Raw genomic sequence first — 12,731 nt, 5'->3', positions numbered from 1 at the left:
GGAGGACGTTTCATCCCTGTGCGAACGAGAGGGACGCCATACAACAAGGGGACCCGCCGTGGCGGGTCCCCTTGTTGTGTTTGAGCGTTCGGATGCGAATCCGATCGTGTGGTACGGAGGGTTAGACTTCCTGTCCCTGCAGTTGCATGGCTCGTCTGGCCTTGAACATGCTGCCCAGGATGATCACGGCGCCCACGCCCAGGGCCAGGACCATGAAGCTGAAGCTGATCTTGTCGAGCACGTTGATCATGGTGGGGGAGATTTCGGCCAGGCCAAGCTTGGCGAAGTACTTGGGCATGGCGCAGGCGCGGCTCACGGCCACCACGAGCATGATGGTGCCCATGACGATCTTGATCATGTGTTCCTTGACGTAGGTGGTGCCGATGGCGCCAAGCTGAACGCCCAGGAGCGAACCGGCCAGGATGATCAGGGTCAGGCGAATGTCGACCATGCCGGAGAGAGCCCAGTTGACGGACCCGGCCAGGCCCATGACAAAGGCGATGACCAGCTCGGTGGCGGAGGCGATCAGGCTGGAGGCGCCGAGCACGTAGATCATGCCGGGCACGCCCACGAACCCGCCCACGGCGATGGTGGCGGCCAGCATGCCGGTAGCGAAGCCGACGGGAAGCAGGAACCACATGGAGATGCGGATGCCGGCGCGCTTGAAGGTGATCATGGGCCAGAGGTTGATGCCCTGCAGGGTCTTGGCCAGGCCGCTGATCTGCTCTTCCTTGTTGGACTTGGCGGAGCGCAGGGCGTCATACATGACATAGCCGCCCACGACCACCAGCACGGCCACGAAGGACAGGCTGACGTACAGGTCCGAACCGGCAGGGCCCCAGGCGGCAAGGATCATCTTCTGGATCTTGATGCCGATTTGGACGCCGATACCCGCGAAAACAGCCAAGTAGAGGCCCAGCTTGATGTCAACGTGCCCGTACTTGTAGCGCTTGATGGAGCCGACCAGGGCTTTGGGGAACTTGTGGCACATGTTGCTGGCCACGGCCACGGCGCCGGAAACGCCCAGGCTCATCATGCCGGGGGTCAGCACGAAGGCGCCGCCCGAACCGATGAAGCCGCTCACCAAACCGCCGATGAAGCCCACGATAAACAGAAAGGTTACGCCCGAAGGGTCAAGCTGAATGAACCGTGCGGCGTCTTGAAGCATGTCCATGAAATCGTCTCCCTGAAAGGCTTGGGGTTGACGTCCCGCAGTGGGACGTTCCTTGTGGTCGCCAGGCCTGGCCGGATCGGCACGGCCGTGGCGTCCCCCTTGTCGGATACGGGCCGGGGAAAAGCGTCTGAACTTTTCCCCGGCTCGGGGTTAGGCGCTGACCGTGGCGCGGGGCCTGGAGTCCTTGCGGGGCGCGGGCCTGGCCTGGGTCTTGGTGGCGGTGGCGGCGTTGATTCCCAGCACCGTCCACAGCGCCCCGGCGAAGTTGCCGTGAATCCAGGAGACCAGAAACACGGAAGCGATGGGCAACGCGGCGTAGACACCGCCCCGGCCGAAATATTTGAGCAGCAGGGGCTCGTTGATATACACAGCGCAGTACAGGGCGCAGCTGGCCAAACCGTACATGATGAGCTTGCCTACCGGTTTCTTCGCATGCACTTCCATCGCTTCCTCCCAGAACCGATTACAGATGTCTTTGATTGGAACGAACCGGAAGGTCCCTGACCTCCCGAGCGGTCCATCCCCGCATTGTCCGCTTGTCCCGACACGGCCGGGACTGTATGCCACGGTCCGCCAACCCGGCGGTCCATAGAATCGAATTTAGACAGCCATGACCTCGAAGACCGGCATGCTCACCCGCAGGCGCGGTCCGCCGCTTTCCCGGCGAAGAGCCAGCACGAACTCCACCCGGCGCAGCTTGGAACAAAGTTCTTCCACCACCTCGCTCGTCTCGCCAAAGCCCACCTCCAGCCGGAAGGGGACTTCCATGGCCGAAGCCAGGGCTCTGAACTCCGCGGCCTTGACATCGCAGTCGGCGGCCCAGGCCTGGCGGGACTTCTCCCCGGCCGGTCCGGGCTGTCCGGCTTCGCGGCGAACGCACAGCGCGGCCACCTCGGCTCCCAGACGTTCGGCCAGGCTCAACGACTGGCGAATGAGGGAATCGGGAAAATAGCTCTGTTCGCTCACGGCGATGATCTTGCGCGTCTCGCCGCCGCCCTGCAGAAGGCGCACATCCCCGAAGGGGAGGCCTTCCTCGGCCAGTCCGGCGGACTGGCCGAGGTCTTCGAGCAGAGCGCGGATGCGTCCAGGTCCCCGACGGCGCACAACCTGCTGGTCGCGGTCGTTTGCCGATTGGGTACGTCCGCTCCGAAGGCCTTGGCTACGGGTAAGGTCGATCTTCCTGGTCATCTTTGGGCCTCGTGTCGCCGCCGGCCTAGGCGCGCAGGCGGGGACGGTTGTCAGGGCGCTTGGACTTTTCGGTCTCGGCGAAACGCTTTCCTTGGGGATGCACGCGTTCGGCGTCCAGATCCCGGGCTTCTTGCAGGCAATTGCGCTCGGCGAAAGCCGCTGCGGCGTAAATCCTCTCCATTCCTTCACGAATCGCACCCATGGCTGCCTCCTTGTCGTCTTTGTTTTCCTCGTTTCCAAGAAGCGTGCCAAGATTTAACATACTAGAATCACTGCTGTTATTGTTCTCGGGGAATCGCGGGTGTTGCGATGCGCAACGCCAGGACGGGCAAGATCGGGGGGAGAGTCGGAAAAGCCCGCCATTCAGGCGTTTGCGGGGGAGTGTTGCAATATTCAACGATGTTGCGCCATGCAACGGGTGTTGCGCGTCGCAACGTCCGCTTCCCAGGCTTGCGCAGGGTGGGCTATAGCCGTTACCTGACGGTGCCGCGAGGTTCGAAAAAAACGGCGAACGACCCGGCTGCACGGCAGGGACCGAACCCGGCCGGGCGTTTCGGGCGGCATGTCCGTTCATGCGGCAAGGCGGTCGCGCGCGATTCGTCCGGCGTTTCGGGTCGCCGCCGGCCTTGCGCAGCGTGTCGGCGCGTTTCTTGAATGGGGCGCGCAACCGTTTTTCCGGGCCACGGCCCGAATCTCAGTCAATACCGTTAAAGAAGGGGGCACGGGATGTTTTTCCAGAGACGAGAGGAACCCCGCCAGCCGGAGGCTCCGGTTTCGGATGTGGAGGCCCTGGAGGCGCGCGTGGAGTCCGCCGGACTGCCTGAACACGTGCTGGCCGCGGCACGCAAGGAGCTTTCCCGCCTCAAGCGCACGGACCCGTCCGTGGCCGAATACGGCGTGGGGCTGACCTACGTGGACGTTTTGTTGGGGTTTCCCTGGAACGTCTCCACCCCCGACGACTTCAGCCTGGAAAAGGCGGCCCAGACCCTGGCCAGGCGGCATTCCGGCCTGGGGCAGATACGCGACCGGGTGCTGGAATACCTGGCCGCGCGCTGCCTGAGCCAGAGCAGTGATTTTCACATCTTGGTGGTGGACGACGAGGAAATCGCCCGGGCCAACCTGAAATACGTGCTCGGCAAGGAAGGATACCAGGTGCGAACGGCCGCCAACGGCCAGGAGGCCCTGGAGGAAGTCCGTCGTTTCGAGTTCGACTGCATCCTGACCGACCTCAAGATGGACAAGATGGACGGCATGCAGCTTCTGGAAGAGGCCCGCAAGCTCTCTCCCCAGACCCAGGTCATCATGGTCACGGGGTACGCCACGGTGAACACCGCCGTCCAGGCCATGCGCCAGGGAGCGGCCTACTACCTGGCCAAGCCCGTGAACCTGAACGAACTGCGCGCCACCGTGGCCGAAGTGGTCAAGACGCGCTCCGGGCCCAAGGCCTTTCGCAGCCCGGCCCTGTGTTTCGCCGGACCTCCCGGAACGGGCAAGACCTCGGTGGGTCAGGCCATGGCGGAGTCCCTGGGCCGCAAATTCTATCGTCTCTCCCTGGCGGGCCTGCGCGACGAGTCCGAGCTCAAGGGGCACCGGCGCACCTACGTGGGGGCCATGCCCGGACGCATCGCCGGGGCGCTCATCCGTTTGGGGGTGAACAATCCGGTCATCATGCTCGACGAGATGGACAAGATCGGCAAGGATTTCCGTGGCGATCCGGCCTCGGTGTTCCTGGAGATTCTCGACCCCGAGCAAAACGGCCAGTTTCTGGACAACTACCTGGACCTGGGGGTGGACCTCTCCCAGGTGTTGTTCATCGCCACGGTCAACGACACGGCCGAGCTTTCCGGTCCGCTGCTCGACCGGCTGGAAGTGGTGTCCTTCCAGGGCTACAGCCTGCGCGAAAAGCTGGAGATCGCCCAGACCCACCTGATTCCCCGCCAGTTGCGCGAACACGGCCTGGTGCATCCCTTCCCCGTGTTCACCCCCGAGGCGGTCGCGCGCATCGTGGAAGACTATACCCGGGAGGCGGGCCTGCGGAACCTGGACCGCGAAGTGGCCAGCCTGTGCCGCAAGCTGGCCCGCATCCGTCTGGAAGAGGCCCAGAAAGCCCAAAGCGAAGCCGAAAAAGTCCAGGACGCCCCGGCCAAGTCCAAACCCCGGACCCAGCCCGCTCCCATGGTGGTGGATGAGGCCATGGTGATCAAGCTGCTCGGTCCCAGGCGTTTCCTGCGCGAGTCCGCGGCCGGTCCCGGCCGGGTGGGCGTGGCCACGGGGTTGGTCTACAGCGGCTACGGCGGCGAGATCATCTTCGTGGAGGCCACGAGCATGAAAGGCCACGGGACCCTGACGCTCACCGGGTCCCTGGGAGAGATCCTTCAGGAGTCGGCCCGCGCGGCCCTCAGCTTCGTGCGCAGCCACGCGTCCGCCCTGGGTCTGGACGAGGACGCCTTCACCTCGCTCGACGTGCATATTCACATTCCCGCGGCCGGGATTCCCAAGGAGGGCAGTTCGGCGGGCGTCACCCTGGCGGTGGCCCTTATTTCGCTCTTTTCCGGCCGTCCGGCCCGGCGTGATGTGGCCATGACCGGCGAGATCACCCTGGGCGGCGAGGTCTTGCCCGTGGGCGGGGTGCGCGAAAAGGTGATGGCCGCGGCCCGGGCCGGGGTGCGCAAGGTGCTTCTGCCCGCGGGCAACGCGCCGGAAGCCGGGGCGCTCGATCCCGACGACTACGGCGGGGTGGAGATCGTTTTCGTCTCCACCATCGCCCAGGCTTTGGACGGGGCGTTGGAGCAGACGGCCAACCCGTAGGGCCGGGCGCGTCCGGGGGAATCAGTCGGCCAGGCCGTAGCGCTTGATCTTGCGCCACAGTGATACCCGGTCGATGCCCAGGACTTCGGCGGCCCGGGTCCTGTTGCCCTGGCAGAAGTCGAGCACCTCCGCCACATGGCGGCGCTCCACTTCTTCCAGGGTGGCGGGGGTGGGGCGTGGGGCGCGCACGCGCACCGGAGAGGGGCCGCGCAGGTCCGGGGGGAGGTCGCCGGGTTCTATCTGGGAGCCCTGGCACCAGATCACCGCGCGCTGCACGATGTTTTCCAGCTCGCGGATGTTCCCGGGATAGCCGTAGTCCATGAGAAGGCGCAGGGCGGCGTCGCTTATGCCGGTGACGGTCTTGCCCAGGGGCGGGGCGTGGCGGGCGATGAAGTAGCCGGCCAACAGGGCGACGTCCTGACCGCGTTCGCAAAGCGGCGGCACGCGCAGGGTGATGACGTTCAGGCGGTAGTAGAGGTCGGCGCGAAAGGTTCCCCGCTCCACCTCGCGCAGGAGATCCTTGTTGGTGGCGGCAAGGATACGGGCCTTGAGGGGCAGTTCCGTGGTTCCGCCCACGCGAAAGAACACCCGCTCCTGCAGCACGCGCAGCAGGCGGACCTGCATGGCCGGGGTGGTTTCGCCGATTTCGTCCAGAAACAGGGTGCCCTCGCCCACCACTTCCAGCAGTCCTTTCTTGAGAACCCCGGCCCCGGAAAAGGCGCCCTTTTCGTGGCCGAAGAGTTCGCTGGCCAGGAGTTCCTCGTTGAAGGCCCCGCAGTTGACCGCCAGGAAGCGTTCCTGGGCCCGCAGGCTCTGGGCGTGCACGCTTCTGGCCACCAGCTCCTTGCCGGTGCCGGTTTCGCCCAGGATGAGCACGGTGGAATCCGTGGGAGCGACGCTGGCGATGTGCTCGCGCAAAGATTGCACGGCCGGGCTTTGTCCCACGATGAGCGGGCCGGACCCCAGGTCGGCCACCTGGCGGGTGAGGCGGGCCACCTCTTGGCGCAGGTGACGTTTTTCCAGGGCTTCGGCGGCCACGGCCCGGACCTCGCTCAAGTCGAAGGGCTTGGTCAGGTAGTGGCAGGCTCCCTTGCGCATGGCCTCCACGGCGGTGGATACCGAGGCGTAGCCGGTCATGACCACCACTTCGGTCTCGGGGTGCAGGCGCTTGGCCTCGGTAAGCACCGTCAGGCCGTCCACGCCGGGCATGCGCAGGTCCGTGAGCACCAGATCGAATTCGTGTTCGGCCAGGGCGCCCAGGGCTTCTTCTCCGCTGGCCACGCCGGTGACGGCGTAGCCTTCCTTGCCGAGCACGTGTTCCAGGTTTTGGCGGGCGATGTTTTCGTCGTCGGCCAAAAGGACCGAGGGCTGGGCGGTCACGATAGGTCCTGTCCGGGCTGGACCAGGGGCAGGCGGATCACGAAGCGCGCTCCGCGTCCCTCGGTCTTTTCCGCCGCGATGGACCCTTTGTGCTTTTCGATGATGCCGAACACGATGGAAAGCCCCAGGCCCGTGCCCTTGCCCACTTCCTTGGTGGTGTAGAAGGGATCGAAGACCTTGCCCAGGTCTTCGTCGGCTATGCCCATGCCGGTGTCTTCGACGGTGACCACGGCTTCCTGCGTCTTTTCGTCCTTCCAGGCCTTCACCCGTATGGCGCCGGGACCGGTTTCAATGGCCTGGGCGGCGTTGAGCAAGAGGTTGATGAAGGCCTCCTGCAAGCGCACGGAGTCCATTTCCAGCACAAGGTTGTCGGGCACATCGCGGGAGAGTTCCACCCCGGCGGGAATCTGGCTGGAGACCAACTTGGACGCGCGCTCCAGCACCTGGGACAGGGACGAGGGCTTGAGGGCGAAGTCCCTGGCCCGGGAGAACTCCAGCAGCCCCTTGACGATGTCGCGGGCGCGGTGAACCTCCTGGTCGATGTTGGTGAGCATGCGGCCGGCGAATTCCCGGTCGCACTGGTCGTCTTCTTCCAGAAGAATCTGGCAGGAGGTGGAGATGTTGTTGAGCGGATTGTTGAGCTGATGCGCGATGCCCGAGGTCAGAACGCCAAGCGACGAAAGCTTCTTTTCGCGCACGAGCTGCTCCTGGCGGCGCTCCAGCTCGCGGGTCATGTGGTTGAAGGCTTCGAGCACGTGTTGGGTTTCGTCGTGGGTCACGGGGACGGGCAGGGGTTCGAATCGGCCCTGGGCGATGGCCGTGGTGGCCTTGGTGATGGCGGCCAGGGCCATGAGGATCTTGCGGCTGATAAGCACGGTCAGGGCCAGGCCCGAGGCCACCACGAGAATGCCCGCCACGGCCAACTGGCGCTTGAGGGCGTCCACCAGGCGCGAGAGCCTGTCCCGCTCGCTGGTCTTGAGGGCGGTGAAGTGGTCCACCAAATCCTTGCCGGCCAGGCGCAGGGCTTCGGTGTCGCGTCTGGTCGGATCGTCGTCGGGCCGGGTCAGGTCGCCGCGCAGGGCGGCCAGGATCTGGCGGTAGCGCCCCAGGGAGTCGGCCACGCCGGCCAGGATGGTCCGCGCGGACTGGGGAGCTTCGGCGTGGCGGTAGTCTTCGACCTGGCGCTGGGCCTCGTCCAGGTAGACCATGGTTTCGGCGTAGTCGGAAGGATTGCGGTAGAGCAGGACGTTCTTTTCGTAACGCCTGATTTCCAGAATGGTGTTGGCCAGGTCGTCCACGGCCTCGATGCCCGTGAGGGTGGCTTCCAGCCCGGTCAGGGACGAATAGGACACGACCCCGATCACGGCGAAAAGCACCACGGGCAATACCGCCCCGAGGAGCACCTTCTGGCGCAGAGTGAAATACGGCCAGCGTACGGCCTTGCCTGTGGCGAACTCCATGACGTCTCCCTTCCCGCGTTGGCGGCCATCCCAAGCGCCGTCGGGCGCGCCGCGTGGACGAACCTTTCGTCTCGCGGCTCGGTCCCGCCTCGGACCGATTCCTTTTTCCCGCCCCATCGGACGGAAGATGATAGGCCAGCGAAGGCGCACTTTGTCAACGGGCGCGGGGCGGGGAAATCGGAATCAGCGGGAAGGTCGCCGCGGTGTTCGTGCGATGTGCGAAGGGAAAGGGGAGGGGAAAAACCCCGCGTCCGCGCATCCCGGGGGGAGCATGCCCGCCAAGCGGTCTTGCCGTCCTCCCAGGATGGACAGTTCTTGAAATTCAGGATACGCAATAACAATTGAATCAGGGGGAAAGCTTGTTCGGCCTCGTCCTGGCGCACCAGCCCTTTGCAGACCCTCTCCGCGACAGCACGCGCCAAGCGGTATTCCGTGCCGGTATTTTTTGTGAATTTTGTCGGCGCGGTCATTGTGCTTGAAGTGCTGTCCCCCTTGCGTGGAATTCCACGTTAACACCATACATGAGGACTTCCATGGCCAGAAAGCCTAATTATTCTTTTGAAAAGCGGGCCAAAGAGGCCGCCAAGAGCAAAAAGAAGGAAGAAAAGAGACAACGAAAGCTGGAAAAGAAGGCGGTTTCTTCCGACGAAAGTCAAGAGCAGCCAGCGGATGATGAAGCTCCGCAGCAGCCCGCGCAGGAATAAGCACGATATCGTGACGCGCGCGACAAGAAGACTCGGATTTTTCTTTCGGACAAGAAAAAGCGGGCCGGGAGTTTCCCCGGCCCGTCGCAGTTGAACGATTTCCCCGGAGCTTTCGCGCCTGCCGGCGGCGATTGCCCAGATTCCCGCCGTCCTTGCCGCAACGCTTGCCGGAAGTCCGGACCCGGGCGGATTCCCCTTGTCCGCGCCCTGTCCCGGTCCGTTCAATTCCCCTCGCCGGTCAGCCACCGCGTCCCGAACGCCAGATAAAACCGCAAGGCTCGTTCGATGTGCTCCACCGGGCAGGATTCGTCGGTCTGGTGGGCCTGTTCGGACTCGCCTGGGCCATAGATCACCGTGGGCGCGTCGCCCAGAGCGCGGGTCAACACCGAAGCGTCGGTGAAAAAGCTCACCACGCCGGGCGCGGGGCGCTGGCCTTCCAGACTCTCCAGGGTGTCTTGCACCCGCGTCACCAGCGGGTCGGTGGGGTCGGTGAGCACCGGGGGCACGTCGATAAAGGCGTCGAGCCGGGCCTCGGGCCACAGCGCGCGCAGTTTGTCCATGAGCCGGGCGTGGTCCATGGGGGGCACGGTGCGCACGTCGAGTTCCAGGGTGGCCAGATCCGGCACCATGTTCACCTTGTCGCCGCCGTGCAGCGAGCCCAGGTTCACGGTGGGGGAGCCCAGCAGGGGATGAGCGGGCTCCTCGGCCAGCAGTTCGGGCAGACGCGCGGCCGCGGCCACGGCCTTGCCCACCGCGTTCACCCCGCACTGGGGCATGGAGCCGTGCGCGGTCTTGCCGGCGAAGGCGGCCCGCACCCAGAAGGCTCCCTTGTGGCCCAGGAGGGGCCTGCACCCGGTGGGCTCGGCAACCAGCAGGGCTCCCGCGCGCTCGGGCAAGAGGCCGGAAGCGGCCAGGGCGCGCGCGCCGAGGCAGCCGATCTCCTCGTCGGCGGTGAGCGCCAGCACCAGATCCCCGGAGCGGTCGGCCAGCTCGGCCAGATCGACTGCGGCGGCCACTATGACGGCCAACCCGGCTTTCATGTCGCTTGCGCCGCGTCCGTAGAGTCGGCCCAGGCGCACCTCGGCCCCGAAGGGGTCCACGCTCCAGGCGGCCTGTCCCAGGGGCACGGTGTCCATGTGTCCGGTCAGACACAGGGGGGGGCGCTCTCCCGATCCCTTGAGCACGGCCAACAGGCTTTGTCCGCCGCCGGGGGTGCGCACCCAGGTCAGGGTGAAGCCCGCCGGCTGGAGTGTCCGGGCCGCCAGGGCGGCCACATGGCCGGTGTCGCCCGGCGGATTGACGCTCTTGGCGCGCACAAAGCGCCGAGTGAGTTCCAGCACGTCCACACAGGGGAAAGAACCGCTAGCCAAAGTAGGCCTCCCGGAAGACTTCGTTCGTTTCCAGCTCCCTGGCCGACCCTCGGGCCGCCACCCGTCCCTTGGCCAACACGTAGCCGCCGTGGGCGATGGCCAGGGTCTGCTTGACGTTTTGCTCCACGAGAAACACCGTCACGCCGGAATCGTTGATGGCCTTGATGACCCGGAAGTTCTCCTTGACGAACAGGGGCGAGAGTCCGAGCGACGGTTCGTCGATGATGAGCAGGGCCGGCTCGCCCATGAGTCCGCGCCCTATGGAAACCATGGCCTGCTCGCCGCCGGACATGGTTCCGGCCAACTGGTCCGCGCGTTCGCGCAGGCGGGGGAAGGTCGCGTAGACTTTTTCCATGCGCGAAGCCACCACCTGGGCCGAGGACTCCTGAAACGCGCCCAGGCGCAGGTTTTCGGCCACGGTCATTTTGGGAAACACTTTGCGTCCCTCGGGGATGGAGGCCACCCCCAGGCGTACGATCTTGTGGGTGGGCAGCCGGGTGATGTCGGTTCCCCGGAAGGTGATGCTCCCCCGCCGGGCCGGAGTCAGCCCCAGGATGGCCCGGATGAGCGTGGTCTTGCCCATGCCGTTGGAGCCCAACAGACAGGTGATGGTTCCCTGTTCGACGTGAAGGCTCACGTCTTCGAGCACGTCGGCCGAGTCGTAGCCCACGTGGATGTTTTCGACGGTCAGAATCGTCTCGGCCATCACTCGCCTCCCAGGTAGGCTTCCTGCACGAGCGGGTCCCTGGACACGGCCTGGTAAGGGCCTTGGCAGATCAGGGTCCCGAAGTTCATCACCGCGCAGTGGTCGGTGATGCGTTCCATCACGCTCATTTCGTGTTCGATGATGACGATGGCCAGATCGGCGGAGCGTTTCTTGACCAGCAGGATGTCGTCCACCAGGCGCATGGTTTCGTCGTGGGTCATGCCGGCCGAAGGTTCGTCCAGCAGCAGGAGCTTGGGGTGCGAGATGAGCGCCCGGCAGACCTCCACGCGCCGGCGGCTGATCATGGGCAGGCTCTCCACCGGGCGGGTCATGCTCGACGCCAGGTCCGGGTCGAACACGGACAAGAGTTCGGCGGCCTCCTCGCGGCAGGCGGTCACTTCGGCCAGCATGCGCGAGCGGGCGAAGAGGTTGTCCCACAGCCCCAGGCGCTGGCGGGTGTGCAGGCCCAGGGCGATGTTGTCGAATATGGAGAGCGGCCCCAGCAGACGCGAACGCTGAAAGGTGCGCGACACGCCGCGTACGTGCACTTCCTGCGGGGTAAAGCCCGTGACGATTTCGTCGTCGAGCACCACGGAGCCGGACGTGGGGGAGTAGAGCCCGGTGACCACGTTGAAGAAGGTGGTCTTGCCCGAGCCGTTGGGGCCGATCAGGCCCAGCACCTTGCCGCGCTCCACGTCCAGGGTGAGTTCCGACAGGGCGGCCAGGCCGCCGAATCGCTTGGTCAGCTTGGTGACCGCCAGAAGAACGTCCTTGCCCATCAGCGGCCTCCCTCGGTTGTCCAGAAGGTGCGCACCCCGCGCGGCACAAGGCCCTGGGGGCGGAAGAGCAGGATGAAGATGACCAGGATCGAATAGATGAAGAATCTGTACTCTTGCATGCTCTGGAATTTTTCCGGCAGCAGGATGACCACGCAGGCCGCGGCGGCCGTGCCCCAGGGCGAACCCAGGCCCCCCAGCAAGATGATGGAAATAAGGATGAGCGAATCGCCGAAGGCGAAGTTCGAGGGCGCGATGAATCCGAGCATCATGGCGAACACGGCGCCGGCCACGCCGCAGTAGAAATTGCCCAGGGTATAGGCCACGATCTTCCAGCGGGCCACGCTCAGGCCGAAGCAGGCGCTTACGGTCTCGTCCAGGCGCACGGCGTCCAGACACAGGCCGATCCAGCTGCGCTCCAGCCGGCGCACCAGGGCGAAGCCGGCCCCGGCCAGGAGCAGGATGAGCGCGATGTAGCTCAGATAGAAGCTGCCGCGCAGGCCGAAGAGCTTGACGTCCTTGTCGAAGGCCCATCCCAGCAGGGAAAAGGCCGGGACCTTCAGCCCCTGCGGGCCGCCCACGGCGTCTGTGACTTCGAGAAAGGTCTTGAACAGCAGGGCGAAGGCGATGGTCACCAGGGCGGCGTAGTGCCCCCGGGTCTTGAGCACGGGTACGATGAGGATGAGCCCGACCAGCGCGGCGGCCAGGCCGCCCAGAAAGAGCACGATCACGTGCGGCGTGGGGGTGTTTCGGGTCAGCAGGGCGGCGGCGTAGCAGCCCACCCCGAAGAACGAGGCCCCGCTGAAGTTCACCACCCCGCAGTAGCCGAACTGGATGGTCAGGCCCAGACAGGCCACGTAGTAGACCAGCACCGTGGCCACCAGGAACAGGACGAAGGGGTCGTCGTAAAAGTACAGGGCCACGCCGGCCACGGCGGCGGCGGCCAGGGCCGAGGTGGGACCGGCGTGGGCCGAGGCGCTGCGTTCCATGAGGTCCAGCAGGCCGAAGCGCTTGAGGGCCCAGACGGCGAGCGCGCCTCCGGCCAGCAGGGCCAGCACCAAGCTCTGGGATTCGGCCCCAAGCATCGCGCCCAGGTACACGGCCAACCCCAGGCAGGCCACGGCGGCCGGCAGCAGGGAAACGGGTCTTGCGGCGGTGTTCATGC

The 12,731-nt window shown here is 65.5% G+C and carries 12 protein-coding genes; 2 read left to right on the top strand and 10 right to left on the bottom strand.

All coding sequences use genetic code 11. The features are described 5' to 3' along the window. Positions 1 to 121: 121 nt before the first annotated feature. The 4 genes from ACYQ01_RS06235 to ACYQ01_RS06220 form a co-directional block, all read right to left on the bottom strand. Positions 122 to 1,174 carry a sulfite exporter TauE/SafE family protein gene (locus ACYQ01_RS06235; protein ID WP_459932964.1) on the bottom strand — a complete coding sequence of 351 codons (1,053 nt, stop codon included), beginning with the start codon at positions 1,172 to 1,174 and terminating at the stop codon, positions 122 to 124. Between the two features lie 150 nt (positions 1,175 to 1,324). Then, on the bottom strand, positions 1,325 to 1,618 hold the full coding sequence (locus tag ACYQ01_RS06230) for a hypothetical protein (RefSeq protein WP_459932963.1): 294 nt from the start codon (positions 1,616 to 1,618) through the stop codon (positions 1,325 to 1,327). A 156-nt stretch (positions 1,619 to 1,774) separates the two neighbouring features. Continuing rightward, positions 1,775 to 2,362 (bottom strand): hypothetical protein, encoded by a 588-nt coding sequence (locus tag ACYQ01_RS06225; RefSeq protein WP_459932962.1) that lies wholly within the window; start codon positions 2,360 to 2,362, stop codon positions 1,775 to 1,777. A 25-nt stretch (positions 2,363 to 2,387) separates the two neighbouring features. Then, on the bottom strand, positions 2,388 to 2,564 hold the full coding sequence (locus ACYQ01_RS06220; RefSeq protein ID WP_459932961.1) for a hypothetical protein: 177 nt from the start codon (positions 2,562 to 2,564) through the stop codon (positions 2,388 to 2,390). 524 nt (positions 2,565 to 3,088) lie between these two features. Between ACYQ01_RS06220 and ACYQ01_RS06215 the strand changes: the two genes are divergently transcribed. Next, positions 3,089 to 5,170, top strand: a complete 2,082-nt coding sequence (locus tag ACYQ01_RS06215; RefSeq protein ID WP_459932960.1) for a S16 family serine protease — start codon at positions 3,089 to 3,091, stop codon at positions 5,168 to 5,170. Between the two features lie 21 nt (positions 5,171 to 5,191). On the opposite strand, the gene ACYQ01_RS06210 is transcribed toward ACYQ01_RS06215, so the two are convergent. Both ACYQ01_RS06210 and ACYQ01_RS06205 read right to left on the bottom strand, forming a co-directional pair. Beyond that, positions 5,192 to 6,550, bottom strand: coding sequence for a sigma-54-dependent transcriptional regulator (locus ACYQ01_RS06210; protein WP_459932959.1), 1,359 nt, complete (start codon positions 6,548 to 6,550; stop codon positions 5,192 to 5,194). Then, positions 6,547 to 8,010 carry an ATP-binding protein gene (locus ACYQ01_RS06205; protein WP_459932958.1) on the bottom strand — a complete coding sequence of 488 codons (1,464 nt, stop codon included), beginning with the start codon at positions 8,008 to 8,010 and terminating at the stop codon, positions 6,547 to 6,549. Before ACYQ01_RS06205 ends, ACYQ01_RS06210 begins: the two co-directional genes overlap by 4 nt. A 533-nt stretch (positions 8,011 to 8,543) precedes the next feature. Here ACYQ01_RS06205 and ACYQ01_RS06200 point away from each other — a divergent pair. After that, positions 8,544 to 8,714 (top strand): hypothetical protein, encoded by a 171-nt coding sequence (locus ACYQ01_RS06200; RefSeq protein ID WP_459932957.1) that lies wholly within the window; start codon positions 8,544 to 8,546, stop codon positions 8,712 to 8,714. 221 nt (positions 8,715 to 8,935) lie between these two features. Here ACYQ01_RS06200 and ACYQ01_RS06195 read toward each other — a convergent pair whose 3' ends face one another. Genes ACYQ01_RS06195 through ACYQ01_RS06180 form a run of 4 tightly spaced genes read right to left on the bottom strand, consistent with a single transcriptional unit; the run spans position 8,936 to position 12,729 of the window. Next, positions 8,936 to 10,084: a M20 family metallopeptidase gene (locus ACYQ01_RS06195; protein ID WP_459932956.1), complete on the bottom strand. Its 1,149-nt coding sequence runs from the start codon at positions 10,082 to 10,084 to the stop codon at positions 8,936 to 8,938. Beyond that, positions 10,077 to 10,790, bottom strand: a complete 714-nt coding sequence (locus tag ACYQ01_RS06190; RefSeq protein WP_459932955.1) for an ABC transporter ATP-binding protein — start codon at positions 10,788 to 10,790, stop codon at positions 10,077 to 10,079. The genes ACYQ01_RS06195 and ACYQ01_RS06190 overlap by 8 nt, the downstream gene beginning before the upstream one ends. Beyond that, entirely contained in the window at positions 10,790 to 11,569 is a 780-nt protein-coding gene (locus ACYQ01_RS06185; RefSeq protein ID WP_459932954.1) for an ABC transporter ATP-binding protein, read from the bottom strand. Before ACYQ01_RS06185 ends, ACYQ01_RS06190 begins: the two co-directional genes overlap by 1 nt. After that, positions 11,569 to 12,729, bottom strand: coding sequence for a branched-chain amino acid ABC transporter permease (locus tag ACYQ01_RS06180; protein WP_459932953.1), 1,161 nt, complete (start codon positions 12,727 to 12,729; stop codon positions 11,569 to 11,571). Before ACYQ01_RS06180 ends, ACYQ01_RS06185 begins: the two co-directional genes overlap by 1 nt. Positions 12,730 to 12,731 lie beyond the last annotated feature (2 nt).

Source organism: Fundidesulfovibrio butyratiphilus (assembly GCF_054657235.1).
The sequence above is the reverse complement of the archived record's forward strand: the minus strand, read 5'-3'. Positions and strand labels throughout refer to the sequence as shown.